Consider the following 15536-nt stretch of genomic DNA (forward strand, 5'->3'; position numbering starts at 1 on the left):
ATATATTTTTATAGATGTATGCCTGTCATTACTTTACCGGATACAACACAACGTACCGTCGCTAGCGGCGCTACGGCTTATCAAGTGGCAGAGCAAATCGGCCCGGGTTTGGCAAAAGCGGCTATAGCAGCAGAAATTGATGGTCAGCTCGTGGATTTATCCTATTCCATTACGAAAGATATTCGTTTCCGAATACTGACAGCACGTGATCCGGAAGCATTAGCCATTATTCGTCACTCGACGGCTCATTTGCTTGCACATGCCGTCAAGCAGTTATTTCCAACGGCACAAGTGACGATAGGACCTGTTATCGAAAATGGATTTTATTACGACTTTGCGTTATCACACACTTTTACGCCAGATGATTTATTAAAAATTGAAAAGCGTATGCAGGAATTAGTCAAGCAGGATTTACTCATACAACGTTCTACGATGTCTAGAGAAGAGGCCATTAAATTTTTTAGGAATTTGGGAGAAGAATACAAAGCAGAGATTATTACTGCGATTCCAACAGAGGAAGTATTATCGCTGTATCGGGAAGGAGATTTTATTGATCTTTGCCGTGGGCCTCATGTCCCGAGTACCGGTAAGCTTAAAGTCTTTAAATTAACGCATGTTGCAGGCGCTTATTGGCGTGGCGATGCAAAAAATGAAATGTTACAACGTATCTATGGTACCGCTTGGTTAACCGAAAATGATTTAAAAGATTATTTATATCGCTTAGAAGAAGCTGAAAAACGAGATCATCGCAAATTAGCGAAACAATTAGATTTATTTCATATTCAAGAAGAAGCACCTGGTATGGTGTTCTGGCATCCTCATGGCTGGACCATTTATCAAATTATTGAGCAGTATATTCGTTCACGTTTACAAAGTGCAGGTTATCAAGAAATACGTACACCACAATTATTGGCGCGTCAGCTTTGGGAAAAATCAGGTCATTGGGATAAATTTTTTAAAGAAATGTTTACCACGGTTACGGAAAATACGGAATTTGCTATTAAGCCAATGAATTGTCCGGGCCATATCCAAATTTTTAATCAAGGAATAAAAAGTTATCGCGATCTTCCATTGCGTTTCGCGGAATTTGGTTCTTGTCATCGTAATGAACCCTCAGGTGCTTTACATGGTTTAATGCGCGTACGCGGCTTTGTGCAAGACGATGCCCATATATTTTGTACTGAAGACCAGATTCAAGCGGAGGTGGCCGCTTTTATTGATTTGTTGTACGGGGTTTATGCCGACTTTGGTTTTGATGAAGTTATCCTTAAATTAGCGACACGCCCAGAAGCGCGGGTTGGTTCCGATGAAAGTTGGGATAAGGCAGAAAAAGCCTTGGCGCAAGCCTTAGACGCTAGAGCAGGACTAAAATGGACTTATTCGCCGGGCGAAGGCGCTTTCTATGGCCCAAAAATTGAATTTTCTTTAAAAGACTGTCTAAACCGTGTTTGGCAGTGTGGAACGGTCCAAGTTGATTTTTCTATGCCAGGGCGTTTAGGCGCTGAGTACGTCAGCGAGCAGGGCGAGCGTAAAACACCGGTTATGCTGCACCGAGCCATTTTAGGCTCTATAGAGCGTTTTATAGGGATATTGATTGAACATTATGCGGGTCATTTCCCCGTTTGGTTGGCGCCTATTCAGGTAGTTATTATGACGATTACCGATAAGCAGCGAGATTATGCCACTGAAATAGCCCAGGAATTAGAGAGTTTAGGGCTAAGAGTCAAGTTGGACTTGAGAAATGAGAAGATCAGCTTTAAGATTCGCGAACATAGCTTACAGAAGATTCCTTATCAACTCGTGATAGGAGCTAAAGAAGTCAATACGAAACAAGTCGCCGTACGTAGACAAACAGGGGATGATTTGGGTAGTATGTCGGTCCATATGTTTTATCAGATGATTCGACAGGCTATGGTGCCGCATAGTCGAATCGATACGGAGAAATAGTTATTAGTACAGAAAAAGTTATTCAGCATAGACCAGTAGGAGGTTTTCAACCTAGGTCAGCAACCAGCAATGCAAAAAAGGTCAGGGTTAACAACGAAATTCGTGTTCCCCAAGTAAGGTTAATAGGCCCTGATCGTGAGCAGTTAGGTGTGGTTTCTTTAAATGAAGCGCTAAGAAAAGCTGAAGAGGCTGAACTTGATTTAGTAGAAATTGCGCCAACAGCGGCTCCTCCCGTTTGTCGGATCATGAATTATGGTAAGTATCTCTTTGAATTGAGTAAGCAAAAAACAGCGCAAAAGAAAAAGCAAAAGCGTATTCAATTGAAAGAAATTAAGTTTCGACCCGTAACAGAAGAAGGGGATTATCAGGTCAAGCTACGCAACCTGATTCGTTTCCTGCAACAAGGGGATAAGGCTAAAATCACGGTACGATTTCGAGGTCGTGAAATTGCTCACTTGCATTTAGGTGCTAAGCTTATTGAACGTTTAGAAAAGGATCTAGCTGATTATGCTGCGATCGATGATAAACCTAAGATGGAAGGCCGACAAATGGTGTTAGTCGTTAGCCCCAAAAAAACTAAGTAGCTAAAAAATATATCAGTAATAGCGGAGTAGATTCTATGCCTAAGTTAAAAAGTCACCGAGGTGCTGCAAAGCGTTTTAAACCTACAGCTAAAGGTTATAAATGTGCACAATCACATCATAACCATATTCTTACTAAGAAAGATAGTAAACGCAAGCGCCACTTGCGTCATACAAATTTAGTTAATCCCAGTGACGTACGTGCAGTCGAACGACTGTTACAAGGTTCTTAAGAAAACAAAAGATTATTAAAGAGGTTAAAGACGATGCCAAGAGTGAAACGTGGGGTGACTGCAAGAGCCCGACATAAAAAAATTATAAAAGCAGCCAAAGGTTATAGAGGTGCACGCAGCCGTGTTATCCGAGCGGCGAAGCAAGCAGTAACAAAAGCAGGTCAATATGCTTATCGTGATAGAAAGCAAAAGAAACGTGATTTTCGTGCACTCTGGATAGTGCGTATTAATGCCGCAGTACGTGAAGAGGGTATGATTTATAGTCGCTTTATTGCGGGTCTTAGTAAGGCAGAAATCGCGGTTGATCGTAAAATTTTAGCGGATTTAGCGATTACTGATAAAGCTACTTTTGCACAGCTCGTTGAAAAAGCCAAGCAAGCCTTAGCTTAAATCCTCTTTAAATAGTATGCTCACTTTATTAGCCGCGTTTAAAAGTTTAAAATTAATAATAAGGTGAGGATATATCTTTAAATTTTTTTAAAATTAAAGTATTTAATTTTAATCTTCCCAATATTTTTTTATTCTGTTAACCTATTTAAGTGTTTTATACTTAAACAAAAGGATAATAATTATCATGGAAAATATTTCTGCCGATCGACAACTGCCTGAAACTTCCTTTGAATTGTCTCACCATAATCAAGATAAGGTTATCATTTCCTATGGCCCAAAAAATGGATTTTTATTGCGCGGAGAAGCTTTTGATAAACAATTGCACTTAATAGAATCCTTAAATAATGTGTTTACCAATGGTTTTACGCAGCAGGATGAGATAAGTGTGTTAGCCAGTTTACCCTACATTAAACGATACTATCCTGATTTTATTTGTGCATCTAATACTTATTGTAATCGCAATGAACTAACGGGCCTGGAATATGAGCAGTTTTCTGCTGGGACTTATGGATATATTTATTTGATCGATACCAGTGAAAAAAATATACAAAGTATTCCTTTGTGTGAAGAAAATTTATTAAACAAACAGTTTGTTGCAGGTTATACAGAAGAGATCAATGAGGGGGTAGATTACGCTATTATTTCTAAGGTCGATCCGAGGTGTATTATAGGGGCTATACCTTCCGCATTTGTCGCTTTTGCTTTAGGCATTAACGAAAAAAGTTTTATCACAAATCCCGCTTATAAGAAAACTGTTAATTGCGAAAAAATAAAAGAGACTATCGGAGAAAAATTTTTCTTATTAACACGCGATCGTCTTCGTCATCCTGACTTACCTCTAAGCGAAGTTTATCAGCGCTATTTGCAAGCAGAAGAGCGTAGTAATCAGCAAGCTTGTCTTGCTTCATCTTTTCAAAATCGTAGAAGCGTTATTTTTTTCCAAAGTAACCAAGATGAGGTTCCATTTTTCCCGGAAACACAAAAATCACTGGGTCTTTAATGAATGGATTGTCATCTGGATAGGCTAGCCATATCCAGCATGGTCAATCTGTTAAACAGTGACGCGTGCAAACAATGATCGAGCTAGCGTATGATTATCAATAAACTCTAGCTCGCTACCTAATGGAACACCATGCGCAATGCGACTGATCTTAATACCTTTTTCCTTAATTAGTTCAGTGAGATAGTGTGCTGTTGCTTCGCCTTCTACAGTGGGGTTAGTCGCTAAAATAATTTCTTGGGGAGGTCGAGTGTTAATGCGCTGAATAAAATGTTTAATACCCAGCTCTTCAGGGCCCACGCCATCGAGTGGCGACAATCGTCCCATTAGAACAAAATAATAACCGCGATAGCTGGCCGTTTGTTCAATAGCAAGTACATCAACCGGCGTTTCAACAACACAAAGTAGACTGCTATCTCGATTTAAACTTGAACATAACGTGCAAATAGGCGTTTCACTTAAGTTTCTACATTGTTCGCAATTTCCAACTTCTTGAATGGCTTGTTCTATAATTTTTGCCAGCGCTAAACCATCCGAGCGTGCTCTTTCAAGCAAATGAAAAACCATACGCTGTGCGGATTTAGGCCCTATTCCCGGCAAGCAACAAAATTGTGCAATCAATTGTGTTATCAAAGGGCTAAAAGCCATATTTCACACCTTCTATATTACGAATACTAAATTCTATCTTTTTTGTACGTAAATTTTTGTCCGGTTTGCTGCTCAACTTGTAATCCACATAGGATTAATACATTTTGCTTGCTTTATTACACGATACGGCCAAAAATCCAATGCCTAAGCGTCTATTATTCAATCGTCGGTGTTGCGATATCACTACTAAATTTAGTTTGCATAAGACTTGTTAAGTCATTTAATTTTTGACGTGATGCTTGTTCAATTTCTTTTAATGCGGAATTAAATGCGCCTACAAGCAATTCTTCTACAAATTCTTTCGGTTCTTGTAATGAGGCGGGGTCCAGCCAAATGGATTTCACCATGTGTCGGCCATCCATGATAACTTTAACCATACCACCACCTGCTTCTCCGGTAACCACTATTTGTGCTAGTTCGGCTTGAGCAGATTGCATTTTGGATTGCATGTCTTGTGCTTGTTTTAAAAGCGTATCTAGGTCAACTTTCATATTCATCTTATTTTCCTCTTTGTAGGATCAACTTTATTGGTTTATACCACCTGTATTTGAAGATGCAAATTTTTACACTATTTTTTGAGCGATATACATCTGGTTATAGGTTATCTAAGCTAAACAACTTGGACTAGCTACTCAAATAGAGAATTTGCCTCTCTGCTTGAGAATCTCCATCGATAAGATGAAGTCACTTCAAGATACTGGTTCGCATCTTGAAGTGCAATGGGTTTATATGGGAGTCTATTCAATCTTCATCCAAAAGCTGAATAGACTCAGGCTGTAGTTTAGCATCGAATGTTTGCATAATCGCTTGAATAGCAGGATCTTTCTGCAGAGCTTCTGTCGTCTGTTCTAAACGCTGTGATTTGTGCTGTTGATCGAGACGCGCAGGAGTCAATAAACTAGCATCACCAAGGATAATCGCTAATGTGGTTGGTTTCTCAAAATAATCCGAAAGTGCTTGCGCTAACTTGGTTTCTTGTTTAATGCTGCGTAGTGCGGCTTGTTTAGGGTCTAGGCATAAAGAAATGTGGTTGCTTTGATAAGATTGTAAGACGCATTGCTGGGCGAGGGCATAGGTTAAGCCCGTTAGGTTCAATTGTTTAATCAGTGCAGGCCAGTGTAAGGCTTTTTTGGATTTTTGCACGATTACTTTCTCTACTTTGTGCGCAGTTGTTTGTTTTTTTGCTGTTACCGTAGGTGGAGGAGCTGGTTTTGTTAGGCGATAAGGGTCTGCCTGCGGAATAGCGGGTTTAAACGCCAGCAACCTAAGTAACATCATCTCAAAACCCAGTCGTGGTGTGGGTGCTAGCGTTATATCGCGTCGACTTAATAAAGCAATTTGATAATAAAGTTGTATGTCTTCGGGTGAAAATTTTTCAGCTAAATCGATGACGGGTTGGGTATAGTTTGCTTCACTCTTAAACCGTTGACTCAGCGCCATATCATGTAAAAAAATGAGGAGCTCATCAATAACGCATGAAAAATCAACGGCTAGTTCGTTTAATTTTTCGACCAGAGACCAGAGCTGAAAGGTATCTTCTAAAATCAAGGCTTCAAGTAAACTAGTGACTTCAGTGTTAGTAACATGGCCGAGTAAGGTGTGGACATCCTGTTTTGTGAGAGGTTGATTGGTATAAGCAATCGCTTGATCTAATAAACTTAGTGCGTCACGTAAACTACCTCGTGCCGCTTTGGCAAGCGGTGACAGTGCCGCGGGTTCATAAGGAATTTTTTCATTTTTTAGAACATAAGCGAGATGATCGCTAATTTGTGCGACAGAAATAATTTTTAAGTGAAACTGTAGGCAACGTGAAAGTATCGTGGCAGGTAAGCGTTGTGGATCGGTAGTCGCTAGTAAAAAAATGACATGAGGTGGAGGTTCTTCAAGCGTTTTTAATAAGGCATTAAAACTATGTGAAGAAAGCATATGCACTTCATCAATAAGGTAAATTTTATAGCGGCCTTGACTAGGCGCATAATGGACATCAGCCAGTAAATCACGAGTATCCTCTACTTTGGTGCGTGAAGCAGCATCGACTTCAATAAGATCGGTAAAACGATTCGTATTAATCGATTGACATGGAACACATTGATTACAAGGCTCAGGTGTGATCTGGGTTTGACAATTTAAACATTTGGCGAGTAAACGTGCTAAGGTTGTTTTTCCAACTCCACGTGTACCGGTAAAAAGATAAGCATGATGGATTCGTTGTGTATGCAGTGCATTTTTTAGGATGCGACAAGTGGATTCTTGACCAATTAACTGTTCGAATGACTGAGGTCGATATTTTCGCGCAAGGACTTGATAACTCATAAGAACCACCTTGACCCGATCGTCAGATCGTTAATGGAGGCGGTTATAGCAGCCACACCTCGGCACCCGCATGGACAACTACCGCTGCTTCCTTCCGGATCTGACGGGGTTCGCTGCTTTGCGTTGCGAAGGGACCGATATAACCACCATTGGCGGAGAGAGCGGGATTCGAACCCGCGGTAGGGATAAACCTACACACACTTTCCAGGCGTGCTCCTTAAGCCGCTCGGACACCTCTCCCAGAAAGTTGCCAGGTTAAACTAGAATACTTAATTTGGCAATTGGCATTATCAAGAACCGATGAATTAGATGAAAACGGCAACGTAATTTCGTATACAATAACAACCCTTTTAAAATAAGGGTTAGTTTTAATATTTAAATCCATAGGGTCTATATGTCAGACGCATCGTATTCGGCAGAAATTTTATCTAGAAGAACATTTGCAATTATTTCTCATCCGGATGCGGGTAAGACGACATTGACAGAGAAGCTTTTGTTGTGGGGTGGTGTCATACAGCTTGCTGGAACAGTCAAAGCCCGTAAAGCCGCACACCATGCTACCTCGGATTGGATGGCCTTAGAAAAAGAACGGGGAATCTCTGTCACAACTTCCGTGATGCAATTTCCTTATCAAGATTGTATTTTTAATTTATTAGATACGCCTGGTCATGCTGATTTCTCTGAGGATACCTATCGCACTTTAACGGCAGTCGATTCTGCCTTAATGGTCATTGATGCAGCTAAAGGTGTCGAACCGCGAACAAAAAAATTATTAGAGATTTGTCGTTTACGCCAGATTCCCATTTTGACTTTTATTAATAAGATGGATAGAGAAGCGCGCACACCTATTGAATTATTAGATGATATTGAATCGACTTTGGGGATTGCTTGTGCCCCCATCACTTGGCCTATAGGAATGGGAAAACAATTTAAGGGTATTTATCATACCTTAGAAGATAAGGTTTATTTTTATGTTTCGTCAAGTAATTTAAAACGTAGAGAAAGTGAATGTTTTACAGGTCTTAATCATCCTAAGGTAAAAGAACGAGTGGGTGTTTTATTCGATGAATTACAAGATGAATTGGCGCTGATTAAGGGGGCGAGTTCAGATTTTAATAAGCAAGATTATCTTGCAGGAAAGTTAACACCGGTTTTTTTTGGTTCAGCAATTAATAATTTTGGTGTGCAAGAATTACTAGCTGCATTTGTGACGTATGCACCTTGTCCGCAGCCAAGGAAAACAGATGTTCGAATAGTGCAACCACAAGAAGCGAATTTCAGTGGATTTATATTTAAAATTCAAGCGAATATGGATCCAGCACATCGAGATCGGGTTGCTTTTTTGCGATTATGTTCTGGAAAATATACACCGGGTATGAAAATATTTCATGTCAGAACTCAGCGTGAAATCACGGTACATAATGCGCTGACTTTTATGGCGGGTGACAGAGTGAAAACGGAAAAAGCATGGCCAGGCGATATTATTGGTTTACATAACCATGGTACGATACAGATAGGTGATAGTTTTACCCTGGGCGAAACGCTAAAATTTACCGGAATTCCCTCGTTTTCTCCGGAATTATTTCAACGCGTTCGTCTAAAAGATCCATTGAAATCTAAAGCATTGTTAAAAGGATTAATGCAATTATCTGAAGAAGGCGCCATACAAATTTTTAGGCCTTTGAACAGTAGCGAATTAATCTTAGGGGCAGTGGGTGTTTTGCAGTTTGATGTGGTGGCTTACCGATTAAAACATGAATATAGAGTAGAATGCGCTTATGAAGCCGTTAATATTATTGCGGCGCGTTGGGTGAGTGCGGATGATAATAAGCAATTAAAAGAATTTCAACATAGAGCGGCTCTCAACTTAGCACATGATGCTAAAGAGAATTTGATTTATTTAGCCCCCAGTCGGGTTAATTTGAAATTGACTATGGAACGTTGGCCCGATATTTATTTTGCACAATTAAAGGAGATCTAACTTTTCTAAGAGAAGATTATTTAAGCGAGTTGTTTCATTTGTAAACGTTCTTGTTCTAAAGAAATATGCACACTGCCGTTGTTAAGCGTTTGTTGTAAATCCTGTAAATCTTCACTTAGCCAATAATGGCCAGCAATTGCGACAAGTTCCGCTTCTAAATTTTGGCAGAAAATATGTGCATGTTGATTTCCGGTTACACCCGCAAGTGCTCGACCCTTTAATCGCCCATAAATATGGATATTACCATCGGCTAACAATTCTGCTCCAGGGCTGACTGAGGCAATGACAATTAAATCACTATTTTTTGCATAGATTTGTTGGCCAGAACGTACGGGCTGAGTAATCAACTTAGAGTTAATAGCAGGTGAGGCAGTATTTATTTTTGGCGAAGTGTCAGTTGATTCAGTTTTTACATTGGCAAGGATAGCGAGACCTGATTGTATAGCGAATGTTTGTTGTTCTGCATTGCCACCACGTACTCCTACAGGAATTAACCCATAACCACGTAGGCAACTGATAATACCCGGGAAATCGATAGGTCCGGTGACAGCAGGTAAGGAAAATAAATCTAAGATAATAGGTAATTGTTGGAAAAAACGGGGAGTTTGCGCTACTAAAGGCTTTAATTGTTGATGAACTAGTTGTGCATCGGCGCTGAATAAATGAAAAGTAGTCAATGTGAATAGACTCGCCTTTAATTTAAAGGCTTCTTGTGATGTTCCCATCAAACTGTGCATAAATAGTCCACCTAGTCACTAATATCGAAATAAAGTAGGCATTATATACTAAAACTTAATAGGGAATGCTCGCCTTTAATTTTCTAGGTGGTGAATGATGGAAAAAATTTGGTTGAATCGTTATCAGCAACAAATACCTGCTGAGATTAATCCTGATATTTATCAATCACTCGATCGATTATTTGCAGAGGCTTGTCAAAAATTTCGCTCGTTGCCTGCATTAAGTTTTTTTCAGCAAACGATTAGCTATGATCAATGGGCTGATTTAAGTCGTCGCTTAGCCGCTTATTTGCAACAGGAATTAAAATTGAGCAAAGGAACTAAAGTGGCGCTCATGCTACCTAATTGTCCACAATATATGATATCTATTTTTGGGGTGTTGCAAGCAGGATTGGTAGTGACTAATGTCAATCCATTTTATACCGTACCCGAATTCACTCAACAAATCGATCATTCACAGGCCAAAGTGTTAATTATATTAAGTAATTTTCTACCTAATATCATTCATGTAATAAAAAACACGCCTATAAAATACATTATTACGACTTGCTTAGGTGATATGCTGACTTGGCCGCGATCTTGGATGGTCAATAGCTCTGCTTGGTGGGTTATAAAAAACAAAAAACAAAAAGATCCAACGATACATCCGATTAATTTCTTAACGATTCTAAAAATAGGTCGAAGCTTAAAAACATCATCGGTGGTAATTAATAGAGAAGACCTTGCTTTTTTACAATACACTGGCGGTACGACAGGCGTCCCTAAAGGTGCAATGCTAACTCACCGTAACATGCTAGCGAATATAGAGCAGTTAAGGTCTTGGGTAAGACCTATTTTGCGTGAAGGACAAGAAACATTTATTACCGCTTTGCCGTTGTATCATATTTTTTCTTTAATGGTTAATGGTTTAATGTGCGTGCGTTTAGGAGGTAAGAATTGTTTAATTCCCGATGCGCGCAATATAAAACAGCTTATTCAAGTGCTTGCGGACACCCATTTTAGTACCTTGTTAGGTGTCAATACTTTATTTAAGGCACTCTTAAAACATAAGGCATTTGCAAATTTAGATTTCACGCATTTAAAAATCGCCTTAGGTGGTGGTGCTCCAATACAATCTCACGTTAAAATTTGCTGGAAACAAATAACAGGAAAATTATTATTAGAAGGATATGGTCTAACTGAAGCTTCTCCGGTTGTTTGTGCCCCTCCTTGGGATTTAGTGGTAGCAGGGGACCATGTGGGGTTACCACTTCCTTCCACGGATATTTGTCTTCGTGATAATAAAAAAAATGAAGTAAAAATAGGGGAGGTGGGTGAGCTCTGGGTGAAAGGTCCTCAAGTCATGCAAAATTATTGGGTGCAGGCTGATGTAGAGTATGCATTAACGCCGGATGGATGGTTAATAACGGGTGATTTAGCGCGTATCAATCATCAGGGTTTCGTGTTTATCATGGGTCGTAAAAAAGAACTCATTTTAGTTTCTGGTTTTAATGTTTATCCAGAAGAAATTGAACAAGTTATTCAACAAAATCCTAAAGTAAAAGAGGTTGCGGTTATCGGCGTTCCATCGGATAAGACCGGCGAAGCAATTAAAGCGTTCGTGGTAAGAAAAGATCAGAGCCTAACATCTGATGAGCTATTAAAGGATTGTCGTGCTGCATTGACTAGCTATAAATTACCGCATGAAATTGTGTTTTTAAATTATCTCCAAAAATCCGCATTAGGAAAAATTTTAAAAAAAAATTTACATTAAAATTTTTTAAATAAAGAAATATTAAGTATTAATTTTTAAAAAATTAATTTAATTGACAATTTCATTTAATAAAAGTAGCCTATCATTCACTAAAAATAATACCCATAAAAAAAATAAAAAAAGAGGTATTTATGAATGTAAAAAAATATAATAAATTATTACAGGAATATAAAAATAAATTAAATTGTATTTCAAAAAATGATGTTGACTATAAGTTGTTGCTTAGTAATGCAGTCATTATTTTTTTTAATGAAATAAATAAATTAGATAAAAAAATTCTTGAGAATTATTTTAAAAATTTTAATAAAGAAAATATTTATAGAAATGAAGTGCAAAAAGATGCTTTATATAATTTAATTTTATTAACGATTAAAAATACTAGTCATTCTGATTTATTTGTTCGATTTTTTCCGGAATATCTTGAATCAGAATTAACAGTGAAATCAAATTGGCGAGTGGTGCGTTGGTTGCAAATGTTTATTTCTTGGATTATTAAACCTAAACCCAAGCTTAGAAATTTAGCCGATGCGAAAAAAATATTGGAAGCTTTGAGAAATATAAAACATCGTATAGCAAATACTGAAAATGATTTATTAGATGTTAATTTAGAAATGGAAACCTATAAGGCACTGCCTTTTATGGTAGAAAAATTTCTCGAAAATAAAGTTTCCTCTTTAATTTATACCCCTATTAATGAATATAAATTACTTGAAGCGTGGAGTTCATCTTATAAGAAGAAATTATATAGTGGAACTGCTTCTGATCTCAGTAAGGAGTGTTCAGATATAGATTCACTACTTAACTATTTAAGTTATAGAATTAAATTGCTCATAGTATCAGATGAAAAAATTAAGTTATCCAAAGAGTTGACTAAGCTTAAAGCATTTGTTTTTGATAAAAAATTTTCTTTATTTGAAGAGAAAATTAGTGAAATAAAAGAATTTATCAAAAACACATCTATTCACAAAAATGCAGTTAGAATAGGAGGTATCTACAATCTAATTGAAGGGATTAGACAACGATTTAAACTTCAATATGAATTTAATGAGGAAGTTAACTTGGAAAATAAAAATTTAAATCAATTAACTTCCGAATTTAAACAGTTGTTAAGCTTATCAATTTATAAGATGCAATTTTGTTATGAAGGCTTTAGGAAAAATTTAGATAAACAAGTTGATCGTTGTTATGGAAACGATTCTAATTTTTATCAAATTTTAAATAAGTTAGAAACTATTTTTTATATTAATAGAAGTTTATTTTTTCATACGACTAATCAAGCATTTTCCAACTCAGAATGTACCCATTTATATTTGACATTAGATAAACTTCAAAATGTTGCAGCAGAGCTAGAAATTTACGCAAAAAAAATGGAACCTAAGCTATTAGAAACTGACTTAACTAAATTAAGTCAGTTTATTTTAACGGAAGTTTTAATGCTAAAAACCGCATTAAAAAAAGAAATAGCAGAGAATATTTATCCTTGCCAGTATGATTCTGACGAAGAGGAAGATGCTTGGGATACTGATTGGGAGGATGATTCATCTGATATTTCTGTCACTTCGAATCGGGATCAATTAGAACAAGAAGAAGACTTAAATAAAGATGAGGCGTTTATAACAACCATGGATAGTCAATCAGACAGTGGTATTTCAGATGAAGCGGAGTCTAATTTATATCAGCCTGCGCTATTAACTTGTCCGCGGCCGTTATTTTGGAGCAGCCCAATTAATAATCAAGAAAATACAGGAAGAGTGTTGAATTCTTATCAACAAGTTTTAATGAATTAATAGGTATTAGGCATTGTGAGTAGCAATGCCTATATTATGAAGTGATATTAGATTTTTAAAAAACGATACTGATTTTTTGGAAAGCGAACTTCAATTTGTAGTCCGGTGCCCTCTGAGGGCGTATCTAAAGCTATCGAACCTTTATGTAGTTTTGCAATTTGTTCTACGATAGCAAGCCCTAAACCGCTGCCTTGTGCATTTGTTCCTAAGATACGGAAAAAACGCTCAAATACTCGCGCGCGTAATTTATTAGGAATCCCAGGCCCATTATCGATTACTTGTAAGATAATGGAATCAGAGGTATTAAGGAGAAGTACCTTAATAATTCCCCCTGTGGGTGTATAACGAATAGCATTATCGACTAGATTACGAATTAATACATGCAAGCCAGTAGTATTACCTAATAGCTTATAATCAGAATCTTTTGCGATTAATTCGATTTCGATCTGTTTAAGGATAGCTTGGGGTGCTAGTTGTGCAATGACTTCGGCAGCTATGCGTGATAAATTTACTTGTGTAAAGTGTTCTGGCATGATGGTTTCAGGACTTAAGCGACATAATGTCAGTAATTGTTGAATGACATGTGTACAGCGATCGACGCTCGCAATCACTTGTTTTAAATGCAAGTAACATTCTTGTGGATCGGTCGTTTTAAGTGCTACTTGTGCTTGGGTTTTTAGAGCAGCGAGAGGCGTATGTAATTCGTGAGCGGCATCAGCGGCAAAACGTTGTTCACGTTCAAAAGCTTGTTGTAAACGTGAAAAAAGTTTATTCAGCTCATCTACCAAAGGGCTTATTTCTACAGGAACTTCATTGAGATCAACGGGATCTAAATGATCAGCCGCTCTTTCCGCCATTTCTTTAGCAAAAAAACGGATACTCTTTAATCCGCTACCAATAATTAACCAAATAAAGATTCCTGATAAAGGATAAATTAATAGTGTGAGATAAGTATCACTCACTAACATGTTATGAATCATGGTATAACGCGCTGCGTATTGTTCTGCTAAGACCAAGATGACGCCGCGTTTAGTGTCATAAATGGTAAAAGTACGCCATTTTTGTCCATCGATAATTTTATCGCTGAGCCCCGGTTTACTGATGAGTGGTGCAGCGGGTGTTTTTTCTGAACTTAATAACAGCTTACCGTCGCCATCCCACAATTGAAATTTATAACGTAACCGTTTTTGAGTGATAGGAGTGATATTTAAATGAGGGCTGGAAGAAAAGTATTTTTTAGGAGTATTCCCTATCCCTATATTGAGTTGTGATTGAATGACTCTAAGTGTTTCGGGCGTTAAGAAACGTGGATTATTCGTAATAGTTTTAAGGAGTGAGCCAGTTTCCACCAATAAATTATCTAAACTCACATTAATAGCTTGGCAGTCTATATAATAATTGCCGAGAGCAGTGATGATGATAGTAGCGATAACCGTGCTTAATAGATTAAACAATAAGAACCGTCTAATCGAAAAAATAGTAAACATTAATTATTTTCCTTCTCTGCCATATAACCCACGCCGCGTATTGTTCGAATAAAGTGCGTATCTACTAATTTCTTTCGTAAATTATGGACATGGACTTCGAGTGTATTGCTATCAATTTCATCACCCCAGCCATAGAGGCATTGATTAAGTGAGTCGCGCGAAACAACGTGACCGGCATTTTCTAATAATTTTTGCAGTAAACTAAATTCACGACGAGACAGACTAATAGCAAGCCCTTTGAGCGTAACGGTAAATGAGCTGGGATCTAATTCGATATCCCGGTATGTCAATAGAGGAGCGGCACGATTGCTGGAAAAACGTCGTTGTAAAGCGCGGATTCTGGCAGAGAGTTCATCTAAGTCAAAAGGCTTAGTTAAGTAATCATCAGCACCACTGTCTAATCCCTTTATTCTATCTTCGATGGCATGACGTGCTGTTAAGATGAGTACAGGCATCGTAATACCTGCTGCGCGCATCTCACGGAGGACACTTAATCCAGGTAGGCCTGGTAAATTTAAATCAAGTAGGATGACATCAAATGTTTCTGTTTTGATAGAACTTAAGGCGGTCCGGCCATCAGTGAGCCAATCCACCGTATAGCCATATTGTTTTAGACCTTTGTGAATCCCATCACCTAATGCCCCATCATCTTCCACTAATAGAATGCGCATAATTTGCC

At 38.0% G+C, this 15536-nt stretch carries 14 protein-coding genes, 1 tRNA gene and 1 other RNA gene; 8 read left to right on the plus strand and 8 right to left on the minus strand.

What is annotated here, in order from left to right:
* Positions 1-18: 18 nt before the first annotated feature.
* The 5 genes from thrS to ACICP9_RS01885 all read left to right on the plus strand — a co-directional run bounded on the left by thrS (position 19) and on the right by ACICP9_RS01885 (position 4151).
* Entirely contained in the window at positions 19-1947 is a 1929-nt protein-coding gene (gene thrS / locus ACICP9_RS01865) for a threonine--tRNA ligase (RefSeq protein WP_395498385.1), read from the plus strand.
* A 98-nt stretch (positions 1948-2045) separates the two neighbouring features.
* On the plus strand, positions 2046-2531 hold the full coding sequence (gene infC / locus ACICP9_RS01870; RefSeq protein ID WP_245756779.1) for a translation initiation factor IF-3: 486 nt from the start codon (positions 2046-2048) through the stop codon (positions 2529-2531).
* A gap of 35 nt (positions 2532-2566) precedes the next feature.
* The gene (gene rpmI / locus ACICP9_RS01875) at positions 2567-2761 is read left to right on the plus strand and encodes a 50S ribosomal protein L35 (RefSeq protein ID WP_071662478.1); all 195 of its coding nucleotides are present in this window, start codon (positions 2567-2569) and stop codon (positions 2759-2761) included.
* A 33-nt stretch (positions 2762-2794) separates the two neighbouring features.
* Positions 2795-3151: a 50S ribosomal protein L20 gene (gene rplT, locus ACICP9_RS01880; protein WP_071662477.1), complete on the plus strand. Its 357-nt coding sequence runs from the start codon at positions 2795-2797 to the stop codon at positions 3149-3151.
* Between the two features lie 184 nt (positions 3152-3335).
* Complete coding sequence (locus tag ACICP9_RS01885; protein ID WP_395498388.1) at positions 3336-4151, plus strand: hypothetical protein; 816 nt, start codon at positions 3336-3338, stop codon at positions 4149-4151.
* Positions 4152-4202: 51 nt separating this feature from the next.
* Here the strand turns inward: ACICP9_RS01885 and recR are convergent, their stop codons facing one another.
* The 5 genes from recR to ACICP9_RS01910 all read right to left on the minus strand — a co-directional run bounded on the left by recR (position 4203) and on the right by ACICP9_RS01910 (position 7352).
* Positions 4203-4799 carry a recombination mediator RecR gene (recR, locus tag ACICP9_RS01890; RefSeq protein WP_071662475.1) on the minus strand — a complete coding sequence of 199 codons (597 nt, stop codon included), beginning with the start codon at positions 4797-4799 and terminating at the stop codon, positions 4203-4205.
* Positions 4800-4954: 155 nt separating this feature from the next.
* Positions 4955-5296 carry a YbaB/EbfC family nucleoid-associated protein gene (locus ACICP9_RS01895; protein WP_071662474.1) on the minus strand — a complete coding sequence of 114 codons (342 nt, stop codon included), beginning with the start codon at positions 5294-5296 and terminating at the stop codon, positions 4955-4957.
* A 244-nt stretch (positions 5297-5540) separates the two neighbouring features.
* Positions 5541-7112 (minus strand): DNA polymerase III subunit gamma/tau, encoded by a 1572-nt coding sequence (gene dnaX / locus ACICP9_RS01900; RefSeq protein ID WP_395498391.1) that lies wholly within the window; start codon positions 7110-7112, stop codon positions 5541-5543.
* 43 nt (positions 7113-7155) lie between these two features.
* Positions 7156-7252: signal recognition particle sRNA small type (gene ffs / locus ACICP9_RS01905), an RNA gene on the minus strand.
* A gap of 10 nt (positions 7253-7262) precedes the next feature.
* Positions 7263-7352 (minus strand) — tRNA-Ser (locus tag ACICP9_RS01910).
* A 154-nt stretch (positions 7353-7506) separates the two neighbouring features.
* On the opposite strand from ACICP9_RS01910, the gene ACICP9_RS01915 reads away from it, so the two are divergent.
* Positions 7507-9093 carry a peptide chain release factor 3 gene (locus tag ACICP9_RS01915; protein ID WP_395498393.1) on the plus strand — a complete coding sequence of 529 codons (1587 nt, stop codon included), beginning with the start codon at positions 7507-7509 and terminating at the stop codon, positions 9091-9093.
* 20 nt (positions 9094-9113) lie between these two features.
* Here the strand turns inward: ACICP9_RS01915 and minC are convergent, their stop codons facing one another.
* A complete protein-coding gene (gene minC / locus ACICP9_RS01920) occupies positions 9114-9830 on the minus strand; it encodes a septum site-determining protein MinC (protein ID WP_071662471.1) in 717 nt (238 codons plus the stop codon).
* A 94-nt stretch (positions 9831-9924) separates the two neighbouring features.
* On the opposite strand from minC, the gene ACICP9_RS01925 reads away from it, so the two are divergent.
* Together ACICP9_RS01925 and ACICP9_RS01930 are read left to right on the plus strand one after the other, a co-directional pair.
* On the plus strand, positions 9925-11583 hold the full coding sequence (locus ACICP9_RS01925; RefSeq protein WP_395498395.1) for an AMP-binding protein: 1659 nt from the start codon (positions 9925-9927) through the stop codon (positions 11581-11583).
* Positions 11584-11714: 131 nt separating this feature from the next.
* Positions 11715-13370, plus strand: coding sequence for a hypothetical protein (locus ACICP9_RS01930; protein ID WP_395498397.1), 1656 nt, complete (start codon positions 11715-11717; stop codon positions 13368-13370).
* A gap of 47 nt (positions 13371-13417) precedes the next feature.
* Here ACICP9_RS01930 and ACICP9_RS01935 read toward each other — a convergent pair whose 3' ends face one another.
* Both ACICP9_RS01935 and ACICP9_RS01940 read right to left on the minus strand, forming a co-directional pair.
* Complete coding sequence (locus ACICP9_RS01935; RefSeq protein WP_395498399.1) at positions 13418-14857, minus strand: ATP-binding protein; 1440 nt, start codon at positions 14855-14857, stop codon at positions 13418-13420.
* Positions 14857-15528 carry a response regulator transcription factor gene (locus ACICP9_RS01940; RefSeq protein WP_071662467.1) on the minus strand — a complete coding sequence of 224 codons (672 nt, stop codon included), beginning with the start codon at positions 15526-15528 and terminating at the stop codon, positions 14857-14859. Before ACICP9_RS01940 ends, ACICP9_RS01935 begins: the two co-directional genes overlap by 1 nt.
* Between the last annotated feature and the right edge of the window lie 8 nt (positions 15529-15536).

The sequence above is a fragment of the Rickettsiella endosymbiont of Litargus connexus genome (assembly GCF_964277335.1).
In the GTDB taxonomy this organism is placed as follows: Bacteria; Pseudomonadota; Gammaproteobacteria; order Diplorickettsiales; family Diplorickettsiaceae; genus Aquirickettsiella; species Aquirickettsiella isopodorum.

Excerpts from the sequence above, each read along its gene's own strand:
- thrS (WP_395498385.1), top strand. The coding sequence starts at position 19 with ATGCCTGTCATTACTTTACCGGATACAACACAACGTACCGTCGCTAGC.
- rpmI (WP_071662478.1), top strand. The coding sequence starts at position 2,567 with ATGCCTAAGTTAAAAAGTCACCGAGGTGCTGCAAAGCGTTTTAAACCT.
- rplT (WP_071662477.1), top strand. The coding sequence starts at position 2,795 with ATGCCAAGAGTGAAACGTGGGGTGACTGCAAGAGCCCGACATAAAAAA.
- ACICP9_RS01885 (WP_395498388.1), top strand. The coding sequence starts at position 3,336 with ATGGAAAATATTTCTGCCGATCGACAACTGCCTGAAACTTCCTTTGAA.
- recR (WP_071662475.1), bottom strand. The coding sequence starts at position 4,799 with ATGGCTTTTAGCCCTTTGATAACACAATTGATTGCACAATTTTGTTGC.
- ACICP9_RS01895 (WP_071662474.1), bottom strand. The coding sequence starts at position 5,296 with ATGAATATGAAAGTTGACCTAGATACGCTTTTAAAACAAGCACAAGAC.
- dnaX (WP_395498391.1), bottom strand. The coding sequence starts at position 7,112 with ATGAGTTATCAAGTCCTTGCGCGAAAATATCGACCTCAGTCATTCGAA.
- ACICP9_RS01915 (WP_395498393.1), top strand. The coding sequence starts at position 7,507 with ATGTCAGACGCATCGTATTCGGCAGAAATTTTATCTAGAAGAACATTT.
- minC (WP_071662471.1), bottom strand. The coding sequence starts at position 9,830 with ATGCACAGTTTGATGGGAACATCACAAGAAGCCTTTAAATTAAAGGCG.
- ACICP9_RS01925 (WP_395498395.1), top strand. The coding sequence starts at position 9,925 with ATGATGGAAAAAATTTGGTTGAATCGTTATCAGCAACAAATACCTGCT.
- ACICP9_RS01930 (WP_395498397.1), top strand. The coding sequence starts at position 11,715 with ATGAATGTAAAAAAATATAATAAATTATTACAGGAATATAAAAATAAA.
- ACICP9_RS01935 (WP_395498399.1), bottom strand. The coding sequence starts at position 14,857 with ATGTTTACTATTTTTTCGATTAGACGGTTCTTATTGTTTAATCTATTA.
- ACICP9_RS01940 (WP_071662467.1), bottom strand. The coding sequence starts at position 15,528 with ATGCGCATTCTATTAGTGGAAGATGATGGGGCATTAGGTGATGGGATT.